The following is a 22,160-nucleotide window of genomic DNA, read 5'->3' as shown; positions in this document are numbered from 1 at the left end:
CGGCGGGCGGGAGGGGCCTCCCGCGGTGCGCCGGATCAGTGTAGACGGTGGGCGGGAGTGCTCTCCCGAGCCGCGCGGAGCGGGCTCAGCGCGGAGCGGAGAGGGTCGACTCGATCAGGTCGACGAGCCGCCCGGAGCCGTCGCGGACTCCCACGCGGGCGGCCCGGCGCGCCATCTCGTCGCGACGGGCGGTGTCGCCCAGGAGCGGTACGAGCTCCCGCTGGACCCAGCCGGGGAGGAAGGCGGCGTCCTCGACGAGGACCGCTCCCCCGGCGTCGACGACGCCGCGCGCGTTGTAGCGCTGCTCGCCGTTGCCGACCGGGTACGGGACGTAGACCGCAGGCAGGCCGAGGGCTGTCAGCTCGCTGACCGTCGCTGCCCCCGCGCGGGAGACGGCCACGTCCGCGGCGGACAGCGCGAGGTCCATCCGGTCGCAGTAGGCGAGGAGGTGGTAGCCGACCACCCCCGGGTCCGTGATCTCGGCGCGGTCGCCCGTGATGTGGAGGACCTGGAAGCCGGTGGCGACGAGATCCCGGGCGGCGGCGTGCACCGTCGCGTTGATCCGTCGAGCGCCGAGGGAGCCGCCGGTGACCAGGAGGGTCTGCCGGGACGGGTCGAGGCCCAGCGCCGCCATCGCCTCGTCGCGGCGCGCGGCCCGGTCGAGCTCGGCGATCTCGCGGCGCAGCGGCATGCCGACCACCCGCGCGTGCGGCAGGGGCGTGCCCTCGAAGGCCACGCCGACCGAGCGGGTCGCGCGCGCGCCGAGGCGGTTGGCGAGCCCGGGGCGCGCGTTGGCCTCGTGGACGGTGAAGGGGACGCCGGCGCGGCGGGCCGCCAGGTAGGCGGGTGCTGCCGCGTACCCTCCGAAGCCGACCACCGCGTCGATCCGCCGGTCGCGGATCGTCCGGACGATGCCGGCGATGGTCGCGCGGAAGGCTCCGGGGAACCGCAGCGCCGCCGCGTTCGGGCGGCGCGGGAACGGCAGCCGCGGGATCACCGAGAGCTCGTAGCCGCGGAGGGGGACGAGGCGCGCCTCGAGCCCCTCGGCGGTGCCGAGCACGAGCACCTCGTCGCGCGGGTTCCGCCTGCGGATCTCGTCGGCCGTCGCGAGCAGCGGAGTGACGTGGCCGGCGGTGCCGCCGCCGGCGAGCAGGTAGCGGGTCACTCCGCCGCCGCCTTCCTGCGGCGCAGCACGCCAGCGCCGGGCAGGGGCGCGGTCTGGGTGCGGGCGAAGGAGAGGACGACGCCGATGGCGAGGAGCGAGCTGAGCAGGGCTGTGCCTCCGGAGGAGATCAGCGGCAGCGGGACCCCCAGCACCGGGAGCACCCCCAGGACCACGCCGATGTTGACGAACGCCTGGCCGATCAGCCAGACCATGATCGCGCCGGTGCTGATCCGCACGAACGGATCGGAGGACGCGTGGATGACGCGGAAGAAGGCGACCGCGAGGACCACGAACAGCGCCAGGACGACGATCGCTCCGATCAGCCCGAGCTCTTCGCCGATGATGGCGAAGATGTAGTCGTTGTCCGCGGCGGGCAGCCAGGACCACTTGGCCTTGGAGTTGCCGAGGCCCACGCCGAAGATCCCGCCGGAGGCCATCGCCCAGGTGCCGTGCACCGGCTGCCAGCACGAGTTCTGGTACTCCTCGACGTTGGAGCAGTCGCCGAGGAAGGACATGATCCGGGTGAGGCGGTTGTCGCTGGAGACGGCGAACAGCACCGCTCCGATCGCGCCGACCACCACGATCGGCACGAGGACCTTCATCTGGACGTTCGCGTAGAAGAGCGCGGCGAGGACGATGCCCGCCATGATCACGACCGTGCCCAGGTCGCCTCCGATGAGGACCAGTCCGATCGCTGCGCCGCCGACGATCAGGACGGGGATGAGCGCGTCCTTCCAGTCCTTCGGCGACCGGTAGCGGCGGGCGAGCAGGAGCCCCAGCCAGAGGGCGAGCGCGAGCTTGATGATCTCGGAGGGCTGCATGCTGAAGGCGCCGAGTCGGATCCAGTTGCGGTTCCCGCCGACGGAGTCGCCGAGCGGCGTGAAGAGCACGAGGCACTGGAGGACGCAGCCGGCGATGAGCAGGATCGGCGTCACGCGCTTCCACACGCCGAGGGGCAGCCGCGAGACCACCAGCATCATCGGGATCCCGAGGAGGGCGAACCCGCCCTGGCGCAGGAAGCCCCCGAAGGAGTCGTCGCTCGACACGTAGGAGGTGACCGACGAGGAGGAGAGCACCATCGTCAGTCCGAACAGCACCAGGAAGAGCGTGGTTCCGAAGAGGAGGTAGAAGTTCGGCGAGTGGGAGGCGAAGACCTTCGAGAGGACGATCCGCGCGGAGCGGGCCCCGCTCCGGTCCTTCCCGCGCGGCTCAGTGCGCGAGCGGCCCGCGGGGCGGCTCGTCGTCGGAGCGGTCATCGGCTCCCCCTCCCAGGTGTGTCGCCACGGCGGCCGCGAAGGAGCGGCCCCGAGCCGCGTAGTCGAGGAACTGGTCCATCGAGGCCGCGGCGGGTGCGAGCAGGACGACGTCCCCCGAGCGGGCGAGCGTCGCGGCCGCCTCGACGGCCGCCTGCATCACCGCACCAGTGTCGTCCGGCACCGCCTCGCTCACGGGGAGGGCGGGCGCGTGTCGTCGGAATGCCGCGAGCAGCGCCGAGCGGTCGGCGCCGATCACCACGGCGCCCCGCAGGCGGCCGACGTGCGCGGCCACGAGGGCGTCCACGTCGACGCCCTTGAGCAGGCCGCCGACGACCCAGACGACCGACGGGTACGCGCGCAGCGAGGCGTCGGCGGCGTGCGGGTTCGTGGCCTTGGAGTCGTTCACCCAGGTCACCCCGTCGTGCTCGGCGACGACCTGGATGCGGTGGGCGTCGAGCTCGAAGGACGCCAGCGCGGTGCGGACGGCCGTGACCTCGATCCCGCACGCTCGGGAGAGCGCTGCCGCGGCGAGCACGTTCTGGACGATGTGCGGAGCGGCGAGGTTCCGTGCGGCGAGCTCGTCCACGGTGGTGATCTCGAGGGCACTGGTGCGGCGGTCCTCGAGGAAGGCGCGGTCGCAGAGGATGCCGTCGACGATCCCGAAGTCGCTCGGGCCGGGCACGCCGAGGCCGAACCCGATCGCCCGGGCGCCCTCCACCACCTCGGCGTCGAGCACCATCTGCTCGGTCGCCGCGTCGGCGCGGTTGTACACGCAGGCGACGCGGGTGCCGGCGTAGACCTTGCCCTTGGCCGCGCGGTAGGCGTCGAACGAACCGTGCCAGTCGAGGTGGTCGTCGGCGATGTTGAGGCACGCGCTCGCGATCGGCTCGATCGCGCCCAGGTAGTGCAGCTGGTAGCTCGAGAGCTCCACGACGAGGACGTCGAAGCCCTGCGGGTCGCGGACCGCGTCGAGCACGGGCACGCCGATGTTGCCGCAGGGGGCGGCGCGGAGGCCGCCGGCCACGAGCATCGTCGCCGTGAGCTGGACGGTCGTGGTCTTCCCGTTGGTGCCGGTGACGGCCACCCATTCCGCCGGAGTGCCGTCGGCGCGCACGACCTTGTCGCGGACGCGCCAGGCGAGCTCGACGTCGCCCCACACGGGGATCCCGGACTCCGCCGCCCACACGAGGATCGGGTGCGTCGGCCGGAAGCCGGGCGACACCACGACCAGCTCCGGTGCGAACGCGTGCAGCTCCTCCGGAGCGGAGTCGAGGCGGTCGGCCCGGTGCAGGCGGGCGCCGATCACCTCGAGCAGGCGCTCGCGCTCCTCGTCGGCGCGGTCGGCGAGGACCAGCACCTCGGAGCCGAGCTCGGTCAGGGTGTCGGCCACCGAGAACCCGGTGACGCCCAGGCCCAGCACGGCGACGCGCAGGCCGCGCCAGTCCGAGTGCCAGCTGCGGAGGGAGTCGGGACGGGCGGGATCGGTCATGCCAGCGACAGCCATTCCAGGTAGAAGAGCCCGACTCCGGCGGCGACGAAGATGCCGGCGATGATCCAGAACCGGACCACGACGGTGATCTCGGCCCAGCCCTTGAGCTCGAAGTGGTGGTGGAGCGGGCTCATCAGGAAGATGCGCTTGCCCCGGGTCAGCTTGAAGTAGATCCGCTGGAGGATGACCGAGCCGGTCACGATGACGAACAGGCCGCCGATGAGGATGACCAGCAGCTCGGTGCGGGTGAGGATCGCCAGGGCCGCGAGCGCGCCGCCGAGGCCGAGCGAGCCGGTGTCGCCCATGAAGATCTGCGCCGGCGAGGTGTTCCACCAGAGGAAGCCCACCAGGGCACCGGAGACGGCCGCCGCGATGATGGCCAGGTCGAACGGGTCGCTCACCTGGTAGCACTTGTCGACGACCTCGGGGTTGAGGTGCTGGTCGAAGCACCACTGGTTCGACTGCCAGAACCCGATGATGACGTAGGAGCCGATCGCGAGGATCGAGGACCCGGTCGCGAGTCCGTCGAGCCCGTCGGCGACGTTCACGCCGTTCGACGTGCTGGTGACGATGATGCAGATCCACAGCACGAACAGGCCGATGCCGATCCAGCCGAGGGAGGCGAAGTCGAACGGCAGGTCGCGGATGAACGAGATCGAGGTGGACGCGGGGGTGAGCCCGTTGGAGTCGCGGACCATGATCGCGATCACCGCGAAGGCCGCGGCGACGATGACCTGGCCGGCGATCTTCGCCCAGCCGCCGAGGCCGAGGCTGCGCTGGTTGCGGGTCTTCAGGAAGTCGTCGACGAAGCCGACGAGTCCGAGCCCGACCATCATGAAGAGCACCAGCAGGGCCGACGGCGCGATCGCCCGGTTGCCGAACAGCATCCCGAGGAAGTAGCCGACCACGGTGCCGATGATGATGACGATGCCGCCCATCGTCGCCGTCCCGTGCTTGACGTGGTGCGACTTCGGTCCGTCCTCGCGGATGAACTGGCCCCACTGCAGGCGGTGGAAGAGGCGGATGAACAGGGGCGTCATCAGGAGCGTGAAGGCTCCCGAGAACGCGCCGGACAGGAGGAGTGCCCTCATCGGTGACGCTCCCCGAGACGGTCGGCGAGGAAGCGCAGCCCCGCGGAGTTGGACGACTTGACCAGCACGGTGTCGCCGGGTCGCAGGTAGTCCTCGAGGAGGTCGAACGCCTCGTCGGAGGTCTCCGCGAAGACGGACTCGCCGCTCCACGACCCCTCGCGCTCGGCCGCGACGTGGATCCGGCGGGCGCCTCGGCCCACCACCACGATCTGGGAGATATTGAGGCGCACGGCCAGCAAGCCCACGCGCTCGTGCTCCTCGTCGGCCCACTCGCCGAGCTCGCTCATCTCTCCCAGGACGGCGACGGTGCGCCCCCCGGGCTTCGCGATCTGAGCGAGGGTGCGCAGGGCGGCCGCGGTGGAGTCGGGACTCGCGTTGTACGCGTCGTTGATGATGCGGACGTCCTCGCCGCCCAGGACCTCCATGCGGCCGCGCTCGGCGAGGGTGACGGTCGCGAGAGCCTCGACGATCGCGGGCAGCGCCACTCCGACAGAGAGCGCGGCGGCGGTCGCCGCGAGGGCGTTCATCACGTGGTGCTCGCCGAGGACGCGCAGCAGGAGCTCGGCGCGAGCGGCCTCGCGGCCCTCCCCCGCCGAGACCTCGATGGCGAAGCGGGTGCCGTCGGCGGTCGCGTCGATATCGACGGCGCGGACGTCCGCGCTCTCGCCGCGGCCGAACCAGAGGACCCGGGCGGCGGTGCGGCCCGCCATCGAGGCGACCCGGCCGTCGTCGGCGTTCAGCACGGCGACGTCGTCGGCGGTGAGGTCGGCGACCATCTCTGTCTTGGCCTCGAGCGTGCGCTCGATCCCGCCGAACTCGCCGGCGTGCGCGAGGCCCACGGCGAGGACGACGCCGACGTCGGGCCTGGCCATCCGGACGAGGCGGCGGATCTCGCCGACCGCGCTCGCGCCCATCTCGGCGACGAGGAAGCGCGTCGACTCGGACACCTGGAGCATCGTGATCGGCGCGCCGACCTCGTTGTTGAAGGATCCGCGCGGAGCGACCGTCTCTCCGACCCGCTCGAGGACGGTGCGGAGGAGGTTCTTGGTCGTCGTCTTGCCGTTCGAGCCGGTGACGCCGATGACGGTGAGCCCGCCCTTCGCGCGGACGCGCCGGACGACCTCGGTCGCCAGCGCTCCGAGCGCCTCGACGGAGTCGTCGACGAGGACCTGCGGCACGTCGAGGTCGAGCGGGCGCTCCACGATGAGGAGCGCGGCACCGCGCTCGAGAGCGGCGGGAGCGAAGAGGTGGCCGTCGGTGTGCTCGCCGCGCTTGGCGACGAAGATCCCGCCGGGCGCGATCTCGCGGGAGTCGGTCTCGGTCGCTCCGTCGATCACGGTGGCGGCCGTGGCGGACGAGCCGGCCAGGTGGAGGCGTCCGGAGACGGCCTCGGCGATCTCGGTGAGGGTGAGGGCGATCATCTACAGCCAGCCCGCCTCGCGCAGCGCGTGACGGACGTCGTCTCTGGCCGAATACGGCATGTGCACTCCTGCGATCTCCTGGTGGTCCTCGTGGCCGGGCCCGGCGTAGAGGATCGAGTCCCCTTCGCGCGCGAGGGCGACGGCGGCGCGCACGGCGGCGCGCGGGTCGGCGATCTCGTGGATCTCCCGGTCGGGCACGGCGGCCCGGGCGCCCTGGAGGAGCGCGGCGCGGATGGCGGCCGGATCCTCCCAGCGCGGGTGGAAGTCGGTGACGACCACGACGTCGGCGAGGCGGGCGGCGATGGCGCCCATGTCGCTCCGCTTGGTCGTGTCGCGGTCCCCGTCCGCCCCGAACACCATGAACAGGCGGCCGGGCGTGATGGTCCGCAGCGCCTCGAGCGCGTTCTGGAACGCGTCGGGGGTGTGGCCGTAGTCGACGTAGACGCGCGGTCCGCGCTCCCCCGAGACGAGCTCCGCGCGGCCCGGGATGTAGACGTCGAGACGACTGTCCTCGAGCGCGTGCGCGACGGCGTCCAGGTCGAAGCCCGACTCCACCAGCATCACGATCGCCAGCGCGGCGTTGGACGCCATGTACCAGCCGATCAGCGAGACGGTGACGACGACGGAGCGGTTCTCGGGCCCCTCCAGGCGGAAGGTGGTGCTGTCGGGCGTCGCGTCCAGCACCGTCATCGACCAGTCGGCGGGCGTCGTCGGGGCGACTCCGACGACCGGAGAGCCGGCGAGCGTCGCGACGGGGATGCGGCTGCGCTCGGCGAGCTCGCGCCCCCAGGCGCTGTCGACCGTGACGACGCCGCGGCGTGCGCGCTCCGGCTCGAAGAGGTCGGCCTTGGCCTCGAAGTACTCGCGCAGATCGGAGTAGTCGTCGAGGTGGTCGTGGCTGAGGTTCGTGAAGCCGACGACGTCGAAGACGAGGCCGTCGATCCGGTGCCGCGTGAGCGCCTGCGCCGACACCTCGATGGAGACCGCGCGGACGGCGGACTCGCGCATCCGCGCGAGCAGGCCGTGCAGCTCGCTCGCCTCGGGAGTGGTCAGCGAGCTGACCACGGCGACGTCGCCGATCCGGCGCTCGGCGGTGGAGCTGAGGCCGGAGACGACTCCGAGCCGGCGCAGCAGCGCGTCGAGGATGTAGACGACGCTCGTCTTGCCGTTGGTCCCCGTCACGCCGAAGAGCGTCGGGACGTCCTCGCGGGTGCGGTGGATCCACGCGGCGACGTCGCCGAGGGCGGCCCGCGGGTCGGGGGTCACCAGCACGGGCAGGCCGCTGTCGGCGGCGAGCTCCGCTCCGGCCGGGTCGGTCAGCACGGCGACGGCTCCGGACGCCGCGGCGGCCGACGCGAAGGCCGCGCCATGGGCACGGCGTCCTGCGACACCGACGTAGAGGTCCCCGGACTCGACCTGGTTCGAGTCCAGCGTGACTCCGCTCACCTCGACGCCCTCGAGGCCGCGGACCGGGCCGAGGGAGAACTCGGCCACGAGCTGCGAGAGGCTCCGCGGCACGGGGTGCTCGGGGCGGAGGGAGGACTGCGGGCGAGGGTCGTGCACTGCCCGCTCTTTCTCTCGTTCTGGTGCGTGGATCGTGGTCCCGGCGGGGCTCACCACGTCGTCGGGTACTCGACGGGCGGCACCGTGGACGGCTCCACCCGGTTGGTCTTGAGCACCTGGGTCATGACCTGCTGGAAGACGGGAGCCGTCGCCTGGGACGTGTTCATCTTAACCGGATCGGCGATGGTGACCGTCACGACGTACTCCGGGTCCTCCGCCGGCGCGAGCCCGGCGAGCGAGACGGTGTAGCTCTTCGAGTAGCCGCCCTTGCCGTCGGGCTGCTGCGCGGTACCGGTCTTGGTGGCGATGTTGTAGCCGTCGACGTGGATGTCGTTCGCCAGCCAGCCCTCGTTGTAGTGCGTCTGCAGCATGTCGACGACCTGCTTCGCGGCCGAGCTCGACACCACCTGGGTGCCCGTCGCATCGGGGACGTCCACGACGGAGCCGTCGGCCGTGGTGCAGCCGTCGATCAGCTGCGACGGGAGCCGCACTCCGCCGTTGCCGAGCGTCTGGTAGATGCTCGCGACCTGCACCGCGGTCGCCGAGACGCCCTGGCCGAACATCGTCGTGTAGTTCGTCTGGTTGTCCCAGTCCTGGTAGTCGGCGAGCAGGCCGCCCTCCTCGCCGGGGAAGCCGCTCGTAGTGGGCGTGCCGAGACCGAACTTCTGCAGGTAGTCGTAGCGGGTCTGGGCCGACAGGCGGGAGCCGAGCATCGAGATGCCGACGTTCGACGAGTCCTTGAGGATGCCGGTCAGCGTGTAGTTCGTCGGGGTGTGCGCGAAGTCGTCGCTGAACGAGGCGCCGTCCTTCTCGAAGGAGTCCGGGACGACGACCTGGGTCGTCGGGCCCGCCTGGCCCTGGTCGATCAGCATCGCGGCCGTCATCGGCTTGAAGGTCGAGCCCGGCTCGAACGGCGCGCGGAACGCGCGCGAGCTGCGGTCGGCGGAGGCGCTCGCCTCGACGTTGTTGGGGTCGACGGTCGGCGTCTCGGCCACGGCGAGCAGCTTGCCGGTCTTGACCTCCTGCACCACGACGATCCCGTAGCTGCCGCCGACCTCGGCGACGCGCTGCGAGAGGACCTGCTGGGAGTAGTACTGGAGGTCGGAGTCGATGGTGAGCTTCAGCGTCCCGCCGTCGACGGCCGGGGTCTCCGAGACGGTGCTGCCCGGGATCCGGACGTAGTCGGCGCTGCGCTCGTAGCTCTCGGACCCGTTCTGCCCCGCGAGGCAGGTGTTCTCCGCGTACTCCATGCCCTCCTGGGCCGCTCCGTCCGCCCCGACGTAGCCGACGAGGTTGCCGGCCACCGCGCCGTTGGGGTAGCTGCGTCCCTGCTGGGTCTCGAAGTAGGTCCACGGGATGTCGAGCGCGACGAGCTTCTGGTAGGCCTCGAGGTCGAGCCCCTCCGAGAGGATCAGGTAGTTGGCCTTGGCGTCCTTCGCGAGCGCGGCGTCCACCGCTCCGGTGATCTGCTCGACCGACTGCCCGGTGATCGCGCCGATCTCGGAGGCGGCCTGCTGCACGCTGACCATGACCTTCTGGTCCTCGCCCAGCTCGCGCGGGAACTCGGCCACGTTCTTCGGCGAGGTGGTCAGCCGGTAGCGCGTGGTGGTGTCCGCGAGCACCGTCCCGGAGCGGTCCACGATGGGGCCGCGCTGACCGTAGGTGACGACGCTGTTCGACTGGTTCTGGGCGGCCGCATCGGTGAGCTCGTTCGCCCGCACGATCTGGATGTCCACCAGCTTGCCGATGAAGAGTCCGACGACGGCGACGATGATGACGAACGTGACGGCCGTGCGGCGTCTGCTCGAGCGGTGGTGTCTCACTGCGGCGGTGTCCTTCTTGCTCCGGGCGGGCGGGCCGCCGTTCGTCGGGTCCGGATGGTCGTCGTGCGCCCCGCGGGGCGGGTGCCCGCACGGAGGCGGACCGCGACGCCGTGCGTCAGTGCGTGATGGGCGCGGGCAGCTCGCCCTGCAACGGTACGGCCGCACCGTCGACAGCCGGGGAGGACGCGCTCGCGCCGGGCTGGAGAGCCGGGACGAGGGCGTTGGGCACGAGCGGCGCGGAGGCGGTGCCCGCGACTTCGCTCGACGCGGCGGAGGAGGGGTCGCCCAGCACGGCGCCGTCCGAGAGGCGGAGGTAGACCGGCGCGGTGTTGGCGACCATGCCCAGGCCCTGTGCGGCGGTGGCGAGGTTCTGCGGCGAGCTCAGCGTGTCGACGGCGTCCTGCTTCTCCGCGTTGCTGCGGGTGAGCGACTTCTGCTCGGTCTGCAGTGCCGAGATCTGGTAGGCCCCCTGCGAGAGGCCGACGCTCACCAGGAGCTGGACGACGATGATCGCGAAAAGGCCGGCGACGGCGACGATCCCGTAGACGAGCTTCGGGCGCGACTGCGCCTGACCGGCCGGGACGGCCTCGATGCGGGGGCGGGGCGCCTCCTCCTCGGGGCGTGCTCGGCGGGCGGTGTCGATGACGGCGGGGTCGATGACGGCGGTGGCGCTCATGCGGTGCTCCTGATCCTCTCGGCCGCGCGCAGACGCACGGGTGTCGCTCGGGGGTTGCGGGCCTTCTCGTCGTCGGAGGCGAGCTCGGCTCCGCGGATGACGAGTCGGAACTCGGGTCGGTGCTCCGGCAGCTCCATCGGGAGGCCGGCCGGGGCGGTGGAGGAGGACGCGGCCTGGAGCGCGCGCTTGACGATCCGGTCCTCGAGCGACTGGTACGCCTCGACGACGATCCGCCCGCCCTCGTTGATCCGGCCCAGGGCGGCGGGGATCGCCCGCTCGAGGACGGACAGCTCCTGGTTGACCTCGATCCGCAGCGCCTGGAAGACGCGCTTGGCGGGGTGGCCGTTCCGCTGGATCGCGACCGGGGTCGCCGCCTGGATGATCTCGACGAGACGGCCGGAGCGCTCCAGCGGAGCCTCGCGGCGGGCCTCCACGATCTTCTTGGCGTAGCGCGCGGCGAGGCGCTCCTCGCCGTACTCGTGGAAGATGCGGCGCAGGGCGGTCTCGTCGTAGTCGGCGAGGATGCTCGCCGCCGTGAGCGGGGCGGTCGAGTCCATCCGCATGTCCAGCGGCGCGTCCTTGGAGTAGGAGAAGCCGCGCTCGGTCTCGTCGAGCTGGAGCGAGGAGACGCCGAGGTCGAAGAGCGCACCGTCGATCGTGTCGATGCCCAGCTCGTCGAGCACGTCGGGCAGCTCGTCGTAGACGGCGTGCACGAGGTCGATCCGGGAGGCGTGGGCGGAGAGCCGCTCCCCCGCGAGCTGCAGCGCCTCGGGGTCGCGGTCCAGGCCCACGAGGTGCAGGCCGGGGAAGCGCTCGAGCAGCGCGAGCGAGTGCCCGCCCATGCCGAGCGTCGCGTCGACGACGACCGCCCCGTCGCGCTCCAGCGCCGGAGCGAGGAGCTCGACGCAGCGCTCGAGCAGCACCGGGAGGTGCCGCTCCTCGGTCGGGCGCGGAGCGTCCTTCGGAGTGTTCTCTGCCATGGCGGTCCCGCCGTTCCCGTTCCTGTCGTCCGATCCCCATCCACCTCGCGTCCGGACACCGGGGAAGGTGCGTCCGGGCGCCGAGTGGCTGGGAGTCGCGCGACAGGACCTAGAACAGGCCGGGGATCACCTCCTCCTGGGTGTCGGAGAACACGGACTCCTGCTCCTGCAGGTAGGTCTCCCAGGCGCCCTGCGCCCAGATCTCGGCGCGGTTGCCCGCTCCGATGACGGTGAGGTCGCGGTCGAGGCCGGCGTAGGAGCGCAGCGGAGCCGGAAGGGTCACGCGGTTCTGCTTGTCCGGCGTCTCGGCGCTCGCGCCCGAGAGGAACACCCGGAGGAAGTCCCGCGCCTGCTTGCTGGTCACCGGCGCCTGCCGGATCTTCTCGTGCATCACCTCGAACTCGGCCTGGCTGAACACGTACAGGCACCGCTCCTGGCCGCGCGTGACGACGACTCCGGAGGAGAGCTCGTCGCGGAACTTGGCGGGGAGGATCACGCGGCCCTTCTCGTCGAGCTTGGGGGAATAGGTGCCGAGGAACACGGACTGCCCCCCACTTCTTCCGGCCAAGGATGGTGTGTCCTCCACAGTACTCCACTTCCCCCCACTCACAACCCCGGCGCAGCGCGGGGCGCGCCGGAGAGGCCCCGGTCATCCGCGTGTTTCCGCGGAATCTCGACAGTGGGGCGAAGTGGAGGGGGAAAGCCGCGGGAGGGAGGCCGCGGGCACGAAAAAAGGGCCGATCCGTGAGGATCGACCCTGTGGTGGAGCGGAGGGGAGGCTAGCCGCGCCCGTCTCCGCGGTTGTCCCACCTGTCGTTCAGACGGTCCATGAAGCCGGACCCCTGGCGGTTGCCCGAGCGGGGCTTCGACGGACGGCCGACGTCGGGCAGGCCGGGCTCGGAGGAGCCGCCGGCGGCCGGGCGCATGGCCACGATCACGCCGCCGAGCATGAAGGCGAACCCGAGGATGCCGACGAGGGGCTGGCGCACGACCACTCCCGCTACGAGCACGGCGAGACCGAGGATGCCGAGGAGGATGCCGAGCACGAGGGCCCGGTAGTTGGTGCCGCCGCGTCCCTTGCCGACCGCCGCCACGAAATCGGCGTCGTTCTGGTAGAGGTTCCGCTCCATCTCATCGAGGAGCCGTTGCTCGTGTTCCGAAAGCGGCATCGTGACCCCTTCAGGGTGCGGCGTCGACCCTTTCGGGGATCGGCACCGGAATAGGCGGCGTCTGGGCTCGACCGGTCGGGCGGCGCTTCAGTGTAGACCGAGCCCGACGCAGGCACCAGGCACCTTCGGTGCATAGGCTGGTCGGGTGAACCACAGCTCTCGACTGGTCGATCGCGTCCAGCTCCGAATCGATGAATTCCTCACCGGGCGCACGCCAATTCTGCGCTCCATAGGAGAGGACGTCTCCGCCCTCGGCGACCTTTCGCGGGACTTTCTCAGCGGGGGCAAGCGGTTCCGCGCGCGCTTCTGCGAGGCGGGCTGGAACGCCGTGTCGAGCACCTCGAGCGAGGCCCATCCGAGCGGCTCCGATCCGATCGCGAGGGTGGGCGCCGGCCTGGAGCTGTTCCACGCCGCCGCTCTCGTCCACGACGACGTGATCGACAACTCCGACACCCGCCGCGGCGCTCCCGCGGCGCACCGGCGCTTCTCCTCCTTCCACGCCGACGGCGGCTGGACCGGCGACCGCGACGAGTTCGGCCGCTCCTCCGCGATCCTCCTCGGCGACCTCCTCCTGGTCTGGTCGGACGAGATCTTCGCCGCGGCGGAGTGGTCGCTCGGGGATCGAGTCGCGGCCGAGCGCGCGCGCGCCGAGTTCAACCTGATGCGCACCGAGGTCACGCTGGGCCAGTACCTCGACATCCTCGAGGAGAGCGCGTGGGTGCAGCACCCCGAGCACGAGCACCTGCAGCGGGCGGAGCGGGTGGTGGTCTACAAGAGCGCGAAGTACAGCATCGAGGCGCCGCTGGTGATCGGCGGCTCCCTCGCCGGCGGCGACGACGCTCAGCTGGACGCCCTGCGCCGCTTCGGGCTCCCGGTCGGGATCGCCTTCCAGCTGCGCGACGACGTCCTCGGAGTCTTCGGCGACCCGGCAGTGACGGGCAAGCCGGCCGGCGACGATCTGCGGGAGGGCAAGCGCACCGTGCTGCTCGGCCTCGCCCGCGGCGCGTGCTCGCCGGGCGAGCGGGCCGAGCTCGACGCGGTCGTGGGCCGGAACGACGCCGACGCGGCGTCCATCGCGCGGGCGCAGGAGATCATCGCGGGCAGCGGCGCCCTCGAGCGGCTCGAGGAGCGCATCGACCAGGAGGTGGCCGCGGCGGTCGCGGTCCTCCCCGACGCGCCGCTCCGCACGGAGGGCGTGGCGGAGCTGCGCGAGCTGGCCGCCCAGGTCACGGTCCGCACCTCCTAGGAGCGGACGGGCGGGATCAGGCCAGGGCCTGGGCGACCCGCCGGACCTCGGCCTTGCGGCCGGCGCGGAGGGCGACGATCGGGCTCGTGCCCAGGCTCTCCTCGACCGTCAGCATCCAGTCGACCGCCTCGTCGTCGGTGAAGCCGGAGTCGGCGAGCAGGATCGCGGTGCCGCGGATCTCGCTCATCGGCTCCCCGTCGCGGAGGAAGAGGGCGGGGACCTTCAGCACGCCGTCGCGGCGGGTGCCGAGCAGGTGGCGCTCCTCGAGGAGGCGGCGGACCCGGCCGGCGCCGAGCCCGGTCAGCTCCACGAGGTCGGGGACGGTCAGCCACTCGAGCTCGGAATCGGTCGAGGTGGCGGGGGAAGCGGACGAGTCGGTCACGCGTCAAGACTGCCACGAGCCCGGAGGGCCGCCAACTGCGGGCGCCCCGGAGAAGGAGTCGGGCCCGTCCTGCGCCGCCCGGGCGTCGCTCACCGGTTCCCCCGGGGGTCTTGCCTAGACTCGTCGCGTGACCACCAGCCAGCTCGACCCTCTCCTCGGCCGTCTCGTCGACGGCCGGTACGAGGTGCGCTCGAGGATCGCCCGCGGCGGCATGGCGACGGTCTACCTCGCGCACGATCAGCGCCTCGAGCGCCGCGTGGCGATGAAGGTCATGCACGGCCACCTCTCCGACGACGCGACGTTCAAGAGCCGCTTCGTCCAGGAGGCACGCTCCGCCGCCCGTCTCGCCCACCCGAACGTGGTCAGCGTCTTCGACCAGGGCCAGGACTCGGACATGGCCTACCTGGTGATGGAGTACCTCCCCGGGATCACCCTGCGCGACCTGCTCAAGGAGCGCGGCCGGCTGACCGCCCAGCAGGTCGTCGACATCATGCACTCCGTGCTCTCGGGTCTCGCCGCCGCGCACCGCGCCGGGATCCTCCACCGCGACCTCAAGCCCGAGAACGTGCTCCTCGCCGACGACGGCCGGATCAAGATCGGCGACTTCGGCCTCGCGCGCGCCGCCTCCGCCAACACCGCCTCCGGTCAGGCCCTCCTCGGCACGATCGCCTACCTCTCCCCCGAGCTGGTCACGCGGGGCACCGCCGACACCCGCAGCGACATCTACGCCATCGGGATCATGATCTACGAGATGCTCACCGGAGAGCAGCCCTTCACGGGCGAGCAGCCGATGCAGATCGCGTACCAGCACGCGAACGACTCCGTCCCGTACCCCAGCGCGACGGTCGCCTCCGTCCCCACCTCGCTCGACGAGCTCGTCCTCTGGGCGACCGAGCGCGACCCGGACATGCGGCCCCGCGACGCCGGTGTCATGCTCGCGCAGCTGCTCGAGGCCGAGCGGCTCATGGGCATCACACCGAGCGACCGCCGCGGCGACACGCAGGCGGTCACCCCGCTCCCGGCGCCGGTCGCCGATCCGGCGCCCGCGACGGCCGTCTTCGATCCGGCGGAGCCCGGGCAGACCTCGGTCTTCGACCCGGCGCCGGCGCCCGGAGCGGTACTCGTGGTCGACGAGGACGACGACACCGTCGCCCGGCTCGCGAGCAGGCGCCGCGTCCGACGGCGTCGCGGCGTCCTGCTCACGGTGGTCGTGCTCCTCCTGGCGCTCATCGGCGGCGGGACGGCCTGGTGGTTCGGCGAGGGACCCGGCGCGATCGTGTCGATCCCGGACGTCGTCAGCCAGTCGCAGCAGGACGCGACGGCCCAGCTGCAGGCGCAGGGCTTCGAGGTGCAGCCGCAGGAGACGCCCGACCTCACCGTGCCCGCGGGGACGGTGGTGAGCTCCGATCCGCCCGGCGGGCAGGGGGTGCACAAGGGCTCCGTCATCACGCTGACCGTCTCGAGCGGGCCGCGCCAGCTGCCGGTCCCGTCTCTCGCCGGCCTCTCGGAGGCCGACGCTGCCGCCGCGGTGACGGGAGGCTCCTTCACCGTCGGCGACGTCTCGAAGATCTTCGACGCCGACGTCGACGCCGGTGTGGTCGTCTCCGCCTCGCTGCCGGACGGATCGGCGCTGCCCGAGACGATGTCCGAGACCAGCACCATCGCGATGGTGGTGAGCCTCGGACCGATCCCGAACGTCGTCGGCCTCTCGATCGACGACGCGACGGCGAAGGCGGAGGCGGCCGGTCTCGCCCTCGACCGCAGCGGCGAGGACTGGAGCGACACCGTGGCCGCGGGCGTCGTCCTCACGCAGGCGAACCCGGAGGCGCCCGCCGTGACCGGCGACACCGTCTCGGTCATCGTGTCGAAGGGGCCCGAGCCCGTCGCCGTGCCGAACGTCGTGGGGATGAACCGCGACGAGGCGAAGGCGGCCCTCGAGGCGGCGGACCTGTCGTGGAGCTACTCCCTGACGACGCTCGGCCCGCTGATCGACGCGGCGCCGAACGAGCTGACCAAGGTCACGAACCAGTCCAACAAGGCCGGCGATCTCGTGCAGCGCGGCACGACGATCCAGCTGTCGATCACCATCACGACCTGACGCCGCCGGTCGAGCCCCTCAACGAGGACTCGACCGGCGGTCGGGGTCGGATCAGATCGCGCGGCCCCGGAGCTCCTCCGCCACGAGGAACGCGAGCTCGAGCGACTGCATGTGGTTGAGGCGCGGGTCGCAGACCGACTCGTACCGGGTGGCGAGCGTCGCCTCGTCGATGTGCTCCGAGCCGCCGAGGCACTCGGTGACGTCGTCGCCCGTGAGCTCGACGTGGATGCCGCCGGGGTGCGTCCCCGCGGCGCGGTGCGCCTCGAAGAAGCCCTTGACCTCGTCGACCACGTCGTCGAAGCGACGGGTCTTGTAGCCGGTCGGCGTCGTCAGCCCGTTGCCGTGCATCGGATCGGTCACCCACAGCGGCAGGGCGTCGCTCCGCTTGACGGCCTCGAGCAGCGGCGGGAGGGCGTCGCGGATCCTCCCGGCACCCATGCGGGTGATGAAGGTGAGGCGACCGGGCTCCCGCTCGGGGTCGAGCTTGTCGATCAGCTCGAGCATCGTCTCGGGCGTGGTCGACGGGCCGAGCTTCACGCCGATCGGGTTGCGCACCCGCGACAGGAAGTCGACGTGCGCACCGTCGAGCTCGCGGGTGCGCTCGCCGATCCAGATGAAGTGGCTGGAGGTGTTGTACGGCGTGCCGGTCCGCGAGTCGATGCGCGTCATGGGGCGCTCGTAGTCCATCAGCAGGCCCTCGTGGCCGGTGTAGAACTCGGTGCGCTTCATGCCCTCGAAGTCGGCCCCGCACGCCACCATGAACTTTACCGCGCGGTCGATCTCGCGGGCCAGCTGCTCGTAGCGCTGGTTCTGCGGGTTCTCGGTGAAGCCCTTGTTCCAGTAGTGGACGAGGCGCAGGTCGGCGAATCCGCCCTGCGTGAAGGCGCGGATGAGGTTCAGCGTCGAGGCGGCGGTGTGGTAGCCCTGCACGATGCGGCGCGGGTCCGCGGCGCGCGACTCCGGGGTGAAGTCGTAGCCGTTGACGATGTCGCCGCGGTAGGCGGGCAGGGTCACGTCGCCGCGGGTCTCGAGGTCGCTCGAGCGCGGCTTCGCGAACTGGCCGGCCATCCGGCCCATCTTGATGACGGGCATGCTCGCGCCGTAGGTCAGGACGACGGCCATCTGCAGCACGGTCTTGACGCGGTTGCGGATCTGCTCGGCGGTCGCTCCGGCGAAGGTCTCGGCGCAGTCGCCGCCCTGCAGGAGGAACGCCTCGCCGCGGGCCGCGGCTCCGAGACGCTCGCGCAGCTGGTCCACCTCGCCGGCGAACACCAGCGGAGGGAGCGCGGCCACCTCGGCGGACGCCGCTCGCACGGCCTCCGCATCGGGCCACTGCGGCTGCTGCTTGATCTCGAGCTCGCGCCAATAGTCCAGGCCGGCGACCACGGAGGGGGCGGCGAGGACGTACGGTTCGTTCGGATCGATGACCACGAGGGTGTTCCCGGTTCTGACGGGCGCCAGCGGCGCGCGGAGGGCCGCCGTCCGGACGGACGGCAGCGGTTGACGAGCTTATAGCCTGGCAGGGCGCTCGGCCGGGAGGGGCCCCCGGCGTCGAGCGGGCGCTCAGCGGGTGAGGGCCGCGCGCTTCTCCTTGACCGAGGTCGCGTAGACGTCGAGGTACTCCTGGCCGCTCAGGGCGAGGAGCTCGTACATGATCTCGTCGGTGATCGAGCGGAGGATGAACCGGTCGCCCTCCATGCCCTCGAAGCGGCTGAAGTCGAGCGGCTCCCCGAAGACGATGCCGATGCGGCCCAGCTTCGGCAGGCGCTTGCCGATGGGCATGATGCGCGCGGTGTCGATCATGGCGACCGGGATGACGGGCACGCGGGCCTCGAGGACCATGCGTGCGACACCGGTGCGGCCGCGGTACATGCGGCCGTCGGGGCTGCGCGTGCCCTCGGGATAGATGCCCAGGGCGTGGCCGCCCGCGAGGACGCGGAGGCCCGTGTTGAGCGAGGCCTCCGACGCCTTGCCACCGGAGCGGTCGATGGGCAGCATCCCCGTGGCGGTGAAGAACGTCCGCGTCGCCCAGCCCTTGAGGCCCTTGCCGGTGAAGTAGTCGCTCTTGGCGAGGAAGACCATGTTCCGCTCGATCACCAGCGGGAGGATCACGGAGTCGATGAAGGAGAGGTGGTTGCTCGCGAGGATCACGCCGCCGTTCTGCGGCACCTTGTCGGCGCCGACCACCCACGGCCGGAAGATCGTCTTCAGGAGCGGGCCCGCGACGATGTGCTTCATGAACCAGTAGAACATCGGGCTCCTCGGCGGTGCGGCGGATCGGGTGCGGCGGGTGCCGCTAGAGGGAGCTCGCGTGCAGGCGCGCCAGGTCGGCGGCCCCCACGACTCCGGCGTCATTGACGAGCTCCGCGATGCGGAACTCGGGCTCGGGGTGGTAGCCCCGGGCGGGGAGGTTGTCGAGGTAGGCCTGGCGGATGGGGTCCAGCAGGAGGTCGCCCGCCTGCGCCACTCCGCCGCCGATGACGAACATCTGCGGGTCGAGGACGGCGCTCAGGCTGGCCGCCGCCTCGCCCAGCCAGTGGCCGAGCTGTCGCAGCGCCGCGAGGGCGCCGAGGTCGCCAGCGGTGATCAGCTCGGAGATGAGGTGGCCGTTCAGCTCGCCGCCGTTGCGGGCGCGGGCGTCGGCGATGCCCTGGCCGATCCCGCCCGCGTCGGCCAGCTCGCCGGCGAAGCGCTGGAGCGCGCGGCCCGAGCCGTACTGCTCGATGCAGCCGCGGGCGCCGCAGCCGCAGGGCAGGCCTCCGGGGACGACGCGCATGTGCCCGATCTCGGCCGCGGCGCCGAAGCCGCCGCGCAGGAGCCGGTCGTTGATGACGATCGCGCCACCCACTCCGGTGCCGATGGTGAGCATCAGCATGTCGCTGACGAGGCGGCCCGAGCCGTAGCGGAACTCGGCCCAGCCGGCGGCGTTCGCATCGTTCTCGATGATGATCGGCAGGTCGATGCGGGCCGAGAGCTTCTCGCGGAAGGGCTCGTTGCGCCAGTTGATGTTCGGGGCGTAGTAGACGATCGACTGCGAGGCGTCGATGAAGCCGGCGGCGGCGACTCCGACCGCGGAGACGTCTCCCGGGAGCAGGCCGGAGCGCAGATGCTCGACCATCTCGACCACGACGTCGACGATCAGCTCGGGGTGCCCGGCAGGAGTGGGCCGACGGTCCTCGCGGAGGATCCCCCCGAACTCGTCGACCAGGGCTCCGGCGATCTTCGTGCCGCCGATGTCGATCCCGATCGCGTGCACGCGAACCGCCTTCCCGTCGCCACCGGCGCGGCAGCGTCGGCGGGCCGCCCTGAGCGGCGGCCAGGACGAGTGTAGTGACCGCGAGCGCTCCGATGCGGCTCAGCGGCGAGACCCGGCGACGCGTGTCGGCCCTCCTCGCGGAGCCACCCCTGGATCGTTACCCTGAACGGATCCACAGCTTGCGCCGCGCCGGTAGGGTGGAGACGACGTTCATTCAGGTACCGAAGGAGTTGCCGTGGACCAGTTCGATTCCCCCCTGGTGGTTCCGGCCGATCCCCAGGCCAACACGACCGCCCTCCTGCTGGACCGCGTCCGCGAGACGCCCGATCGCCCGCTCTTCGCGCTGCCCGACGGCGACGGCTGGCGCGATGTGACGGCGCAGGAGTTCCTCGACCAGGTCACGGCCCTCGCGAAGGGCTTCGTCGCCGCCGGCCTCGAGCCGGGCGAGAAGGTCGGGCTGATCTGCAAGACGCGCTACGAGTGGACGCTGATCGACTTCGCCGTCTGGTTCGCCGGCGGGATCCTCGTCCCGGTGTACGAGACCTCCTCCCCCGCGCAGGTGCAGTGGAACCTCACCGACTCCGGCGCGCACGCCGTGATCGTCGAGACTCCCGAGCACTTCGCCCGCTTCGACGAGATCCGCGCCGACCTTCCCGAGGTCCGACTCGCCTGGCAGATCGGGCTGGGCGATCTGGACAAGCTCGTCGCGCGCGGCGTCGACGTGCCGGACGCCGAGATCGAGCGCCGCCGCTCGCTGGCGACCGGCACCGACATCGCGACGATCATCTACACCTCCGGCTCCACCGGCCGCCCCAAGGGCTGCATCATCCGGCACTCGAACTTCGTCGAGCTCAGCCGCAACTCGGCGGTCGCCCTGACGGAGCTGATCCACCAGCCCGGCGCGTCGACGCTGCTGTTCATCACCACGGCGCACGTGTTCGCCCGCTTCATCGCGATCCTCTGCGTGCACGGCGGGGTGAAGGTGGGGCACCAGGCCGACACCAGGCAGCTGCTCCCCTCGCTCGCGTCCTTCAAGCCGACGTTCCTCCTGGCCGTGCCGCGCGTGTTCGAGAAGGTCTACAACTCCGCGGAGCAGAAGGCCGAGGCCGGGGGGAAGGGGAAGATCTTCCGCCGCGCGGCCGACGTCGCCGTCGCCCACTCGATGGCGCTCGAGGCGGGCTCGGTGCCGCTTGCGCTGAAGCTGCAGTTCCTCCTCTTCGACCGGCTCGTGTACTCGAAGCTGCGCACCGCCATGGGCGGGAACGTCCGCTTCGCCGTGTCCGGCTCGGCGCCGCTGGGAGACCGGCTCGGGCACTTCTTCCACAGCCTCGGCATCAAGATCCTCGAGGGCTACGGCCTCACGGAGACGACGGCGCCCGCCACGGTCAACCGCACCGAGCGTTTCAAGATCGGCTCGGTGGGCCCGGCGATGCCCGGCGTCTCGATCCGGATCGCGGGCGACGGCGAGATCCAGGTGCGCGGCATCGACGTCTTCGGCGGCTACTGGAACAACGAGGCGGCGACGGCCGAGTCGTTCGACGGCGAGTGGTTCCGCACGGGCGACCTCGGAACTCTGGACGAGGACGGGTACCTGCGCGTCACCGGGCGGAAGAAGGAGATCATCGTCACCGCCGGCGGCAAGAACGTCGCTCCGGCGGCGCTGGAGGATCCGATCCGCGCGAACCCGCTGGTCGGCCAGGTCGTCGTCGTCGGCGATCAGCGCCCGTTCATCGCCGCTCTGGTCACGCTCGACTCCGAGATGCTGCCGACGTGGCTCGCGAACAACGGGCAGGACAAGGGCCTCTCACTCGAGGACGCGGCCGTGAACCCGGTCGTTCTGGCCGAGGTGCAGCGGGCCGTCGACGCGGCGAACGAACGCGTCTCCCGTGCAGAGTCGATCCGGAAGTTCGTGATCCTCCCGACCGAGTTCACGGAGGCGAGCGGTCACCTGACTCCGAAGATGAGCATCAAGCGGAACGTCATCCTCGCCGACTTCGCCGACACCATCGCCGCCGTCTACTCCGCCGCCCCCGCCACCGAGGGCATCTCCCTCCGCTGACCCCGCGCTCTCCCCGCGTCACCAGCAGGCCGTCCCGATCGCAGCCGCCTCCGGGACAGCGCGCCCAGCTCTATCCCGTCGGCCAAACGCCCGACGCTCTCCTCGTCGCGCCCACGTCGCGATGCAGACCGCGCCGAGCCGGGAAAGGACCGGCTCCCCCTCACACAGCCGTATCCGGGAAAGCGCGTCCCAGCGCTTTCCCGTCGGCGGAACGCACGACGCTCTACGGAACGCCCCCACCTCGCTGAGCCGACCGCGCCGAGCCGGGCAGGGACCGGCTCCCCCCTCAACGCAGCCGTATCCGGTGAAGCGCGTGCCAGCGCTTCACCGTCGGCGGAACGCACGACGCTCCACGGAACGCCCCCACCTCGCTGAGCCGACCGCGCCGGGCCGGGCAGGGACCGGCCCCCCCCCTCGACACAGCCGTATCCGGGAAAGCGCGTCCCAGCGCTTTCCCGTCGGCGGAACGCAGGACGCTCCACCGAA

18 protein-coding genes are annotated in these 22,160 nt (G+C 71.7%); 3 read left to right on the top strand and 15 right to left on the bottom strand.

Annotated features, from left to right (window positions below; genetic code table 11):
- Positions 1-85: 85 nt before the first annotated feature.
- From murG to C5C69_RS03310, 11 genes are all read right to left on the bottom strand, one after another.
- Complete coding sequence (gene murG, locus C5C69_RS03360) at positions 86-1,165, bottom strand: undecaprenyldiphospho-muramoylpentapeptide beta-N-acetylglucosaminyltransferase (RefSeq protein WP_104257318.1); 1,080 nt, start codon at positions 1,163-1,165, stop codon at positions 86-88.
- Positions 1,162-2,421: a putative lipid II flippase FtsW gene (gene ftsW / locus C5C69_RS03355; RefSeq protein ID WP_104222593.1), complete on the bottom strand. Its 1,260-nt coding sequence runs from the start codon at positions 2,419-2,421 to the stop codon at positions 1,162-1,164. The genes murG and ftsW overlap by 4 nt, the downstream gene beginning before the upstream one ends.
- Positions 2,375-3,910 carry a UDP-N-acetylmuramoyl-L-alanine--D-glutamate ligase gene (gene murD, locus C5C69_RS03350; protein ID WP_104222592.1) on the bottom strand — a complete coding sequence of 512 codons (1,536 nt, stop codon included), beginning with the start codon at positions 3,908-3,910 and terminating at the stop codon, positions 2,375-2,377. Before murD ends, ftsW begins: the two co-directional genes overlap by 47 nt.
- Positions 3,907-5,001: a phospho-N-acetylmuramoyl-pentapeptide-transferase gene (gene mraY, locus C5C69_RS03345; RefSeq protein WP_104222591.1), complete on the bottom strand. Its 1,095-nt coding sequence runs from the start codon at positions 4,999-5,001 to the stop codon at positions 3,907-3,909. Before mraY ends, murD begins: the two co-directional genes overlap by 4 nt.
- Entirely contained in the window at positions 4,998-6,422 is a 1,425-nt protein-coding gene (gene murF, locus C5C69_RS03340) for a UDP-N-acetylmuramoyl-tripeptide--D-alanyl-D-alanine ligase (protein ID WP_104247145.1), read from the bottom strand. The genes mraY and murF overlap by 4 nt, the downstream gene beginning before the upstream one ends.
- The gene (locus tag C5C69_RS03335; protein WP_104238697.1) at positions 6,423-7,985 is read right to left on the bottom strand and encodes a Mur ligase family protein; all 1,563 of its coding nucleotides are present in this window, start codon (positions 7,983-7,985) and stop codon (positions 6,423-6,425) included.
- Between the two features lie 50 nt (positions 7,986-8,035).
- Entirely contained in the window at positions 8,036-9,808 is a 1,773-nt protein-coding gene (locus C5C69_RS03330) for a penicillin-binding protein 2 (RefSeq protein ID WP_244229623.1), read from the bottom strand.
- 115 nt (positions 9,809-9,923) lie between these two features.
- Complete coding sequence (locus C5C69_RS03325) at positions 9,924-10,484, bottom strand: hypothetical protein (RefSeq protein WP_104222588.1); 561 nt, start codon at positions 10,482-10,484, stop codon at positions 9,924-9,926.
- Positions 10,481-11,464 carry a 16S rRNA (cytosine(1402)-N(4))-methyltransferase RsmH gene (rsmH, locus tag C5C69_RS03320; protein WP_104255491.1) on the bottom strand — a complete coding sequence of 328 codons (984 nt, stop codon included), beginning with the start codon at positions 11,462-11,464 and terminating at the stop codon, positions 10,481-10,483. The genes C5C69_RS03325 and rsmH overlap by 4 nt, the downstream gene beginning before the upstream one ends.
- 109 nt (positions 11,465-11,573) lie before the next feature.
- Positions 11,574-12,005: a division/cell wall cluster transcriptional repressor MraZ gene (mraZ, locus tag C5C69_RS03315; RefSeq protein WP_104257317.1), complete on the bottom strand. Its 432-nt coding sequence runs from the start codon at positions 12,003-12,005 to the stop codon at positions 11,574-11,576.
- A gap of 238 nt (positions 12,006-12,243) precedes the next feature.
- Entirely contained in the window at positions 12,244-12,633 is a 390-nt protein-coding gene (locus C5C69_RS03310; protein ID WP_104233350.1) for a DUF3040 domain-containing protein, read from the bottom strand.
- 145 nt (positions 12,634-12,778) lie between these two features.
- On the opposite strand from C5C69_RS03310, the gene C5C69_RS03305 reads away from it, so the two are divergent.
- Positions 12,779-13,879 (top strand): polyprenyl synthetase family protein, encoded by a 1,101-nt coding sequence (locus C5C69_RS03305; protein WP_104257316.1) that lies wholly within the window; start codon positions 12,779-12,781, stop codon positions 13,877-13,879.
- Between the two features lie 16 nt (positions 13,880-13,895).
- Here C5C69_RS03305 and C5C69_RS03300 read toward each other — a convergent pair whose 3' ends face one another.
- Positions 13,896-14,261 carry an Rv2175c family DNA-binding protein gene (locus C5C69_RS03300; protein WP_104222583.1) on the bottom strand — a complete coding sequence of 122 codons (366 nt, stop codon included), beginning with the start codon at positions 14,259-14,261 and terminating at the stop codon, positions 13,896-13,898.
- A 127-nt stretch (positions 14,262-14,388) separates the two neighbouring features.
- Between C5C69_RS03300 and pknB the strand changes: the two genes are divergently transcribed.
- The gene (gene pknB / locus C5C69_RS03295) at positions 14,389-16,359 is read left to right on the top strand and encodes a Stk1 family PASTA domain-containing Ser/Thr kinase (RefSeq protein WP_104257315.1); all 1,971 of its coding nucleotides are present in this window, start codon (positions 14,389-14,391) and stop codon (positions 16,357-16,359) included.
- Between the two features lie 51 nt (positions 16,360-16,410).
- On the opposite strand, the gene C5C69_RS03290 is transcribed toward pknB, so the two are convergent.
- From C5C69_RS03290 to C5C69_RS03280, 3 genes are all read right to left on the bottom strand, one after another.
- A complete protein-coding gene (locus tag C5C69_RS03290) occupies positions 16,411-17,745 on the bottom strand; it encodes a class II 3-deoxy-7-phosphoheptulonate synthase (RefSeq protein ID WP_104222617.1) in 1,335 nt (444 codons plus the stop codon).
- A 177-nt stretch (positions 17,746-17,922) separates the two neighbouring features.
- Positions 17,923-18,612, bottom strand: a complete 690-nt coding sequence (locus tag C5C69_RS03285) for a 1-acyl-sn-glycerol-3-phosphate acyltransferase (RefSeq protein WP_104222581.1) — start codon at positions 18,610-18,612, stop codon at positions 17,923-17,925.
- Positions 18,613-18,655: 43 nt separating this feature from the next.
- Entirely contained in the window at positions 18,656-19,615 is a 960-nt protein-coding gene (locus C5C69_RS03280) for an ROK family glucokinase (RefSeq protein WP_104222580.1), read from the bottom strand.
- A gap of 235 nt (positions 19,616-19,850) precedes the next feature.
- On the opposite strand from C5C69_RS03280, the gene C5C69_RS03275 reads away from it, so the two are divergent.
- Entirely contained in the window at positions 19,851-21,674 is a 1,824-nt protein-coding gene (locus C5C69_RS03275; RefSeq protein ID WP_104257314.1) for a long-chain fatty acid--CoA ligase, read from the top strand.
- The last annotated feature ends 486 nt before the right edge of the window (positions 21,675-22,160 follow it).

This window comes from Rathayibacter sp. AY1C7, from assembly GCF_002931865.1.
In the GTDB taxonomy this organism is placed as follows: domain Bacteria; phylum Actinomycetota; class Actinomycetes; order Actinomycetales; family Microbacteriaceae; genus Rathayibacter.
Note: the sequence above shows the minus strand (reverse complement) of the source record. Positions and strands in the feature narration are given on the sequence as shown.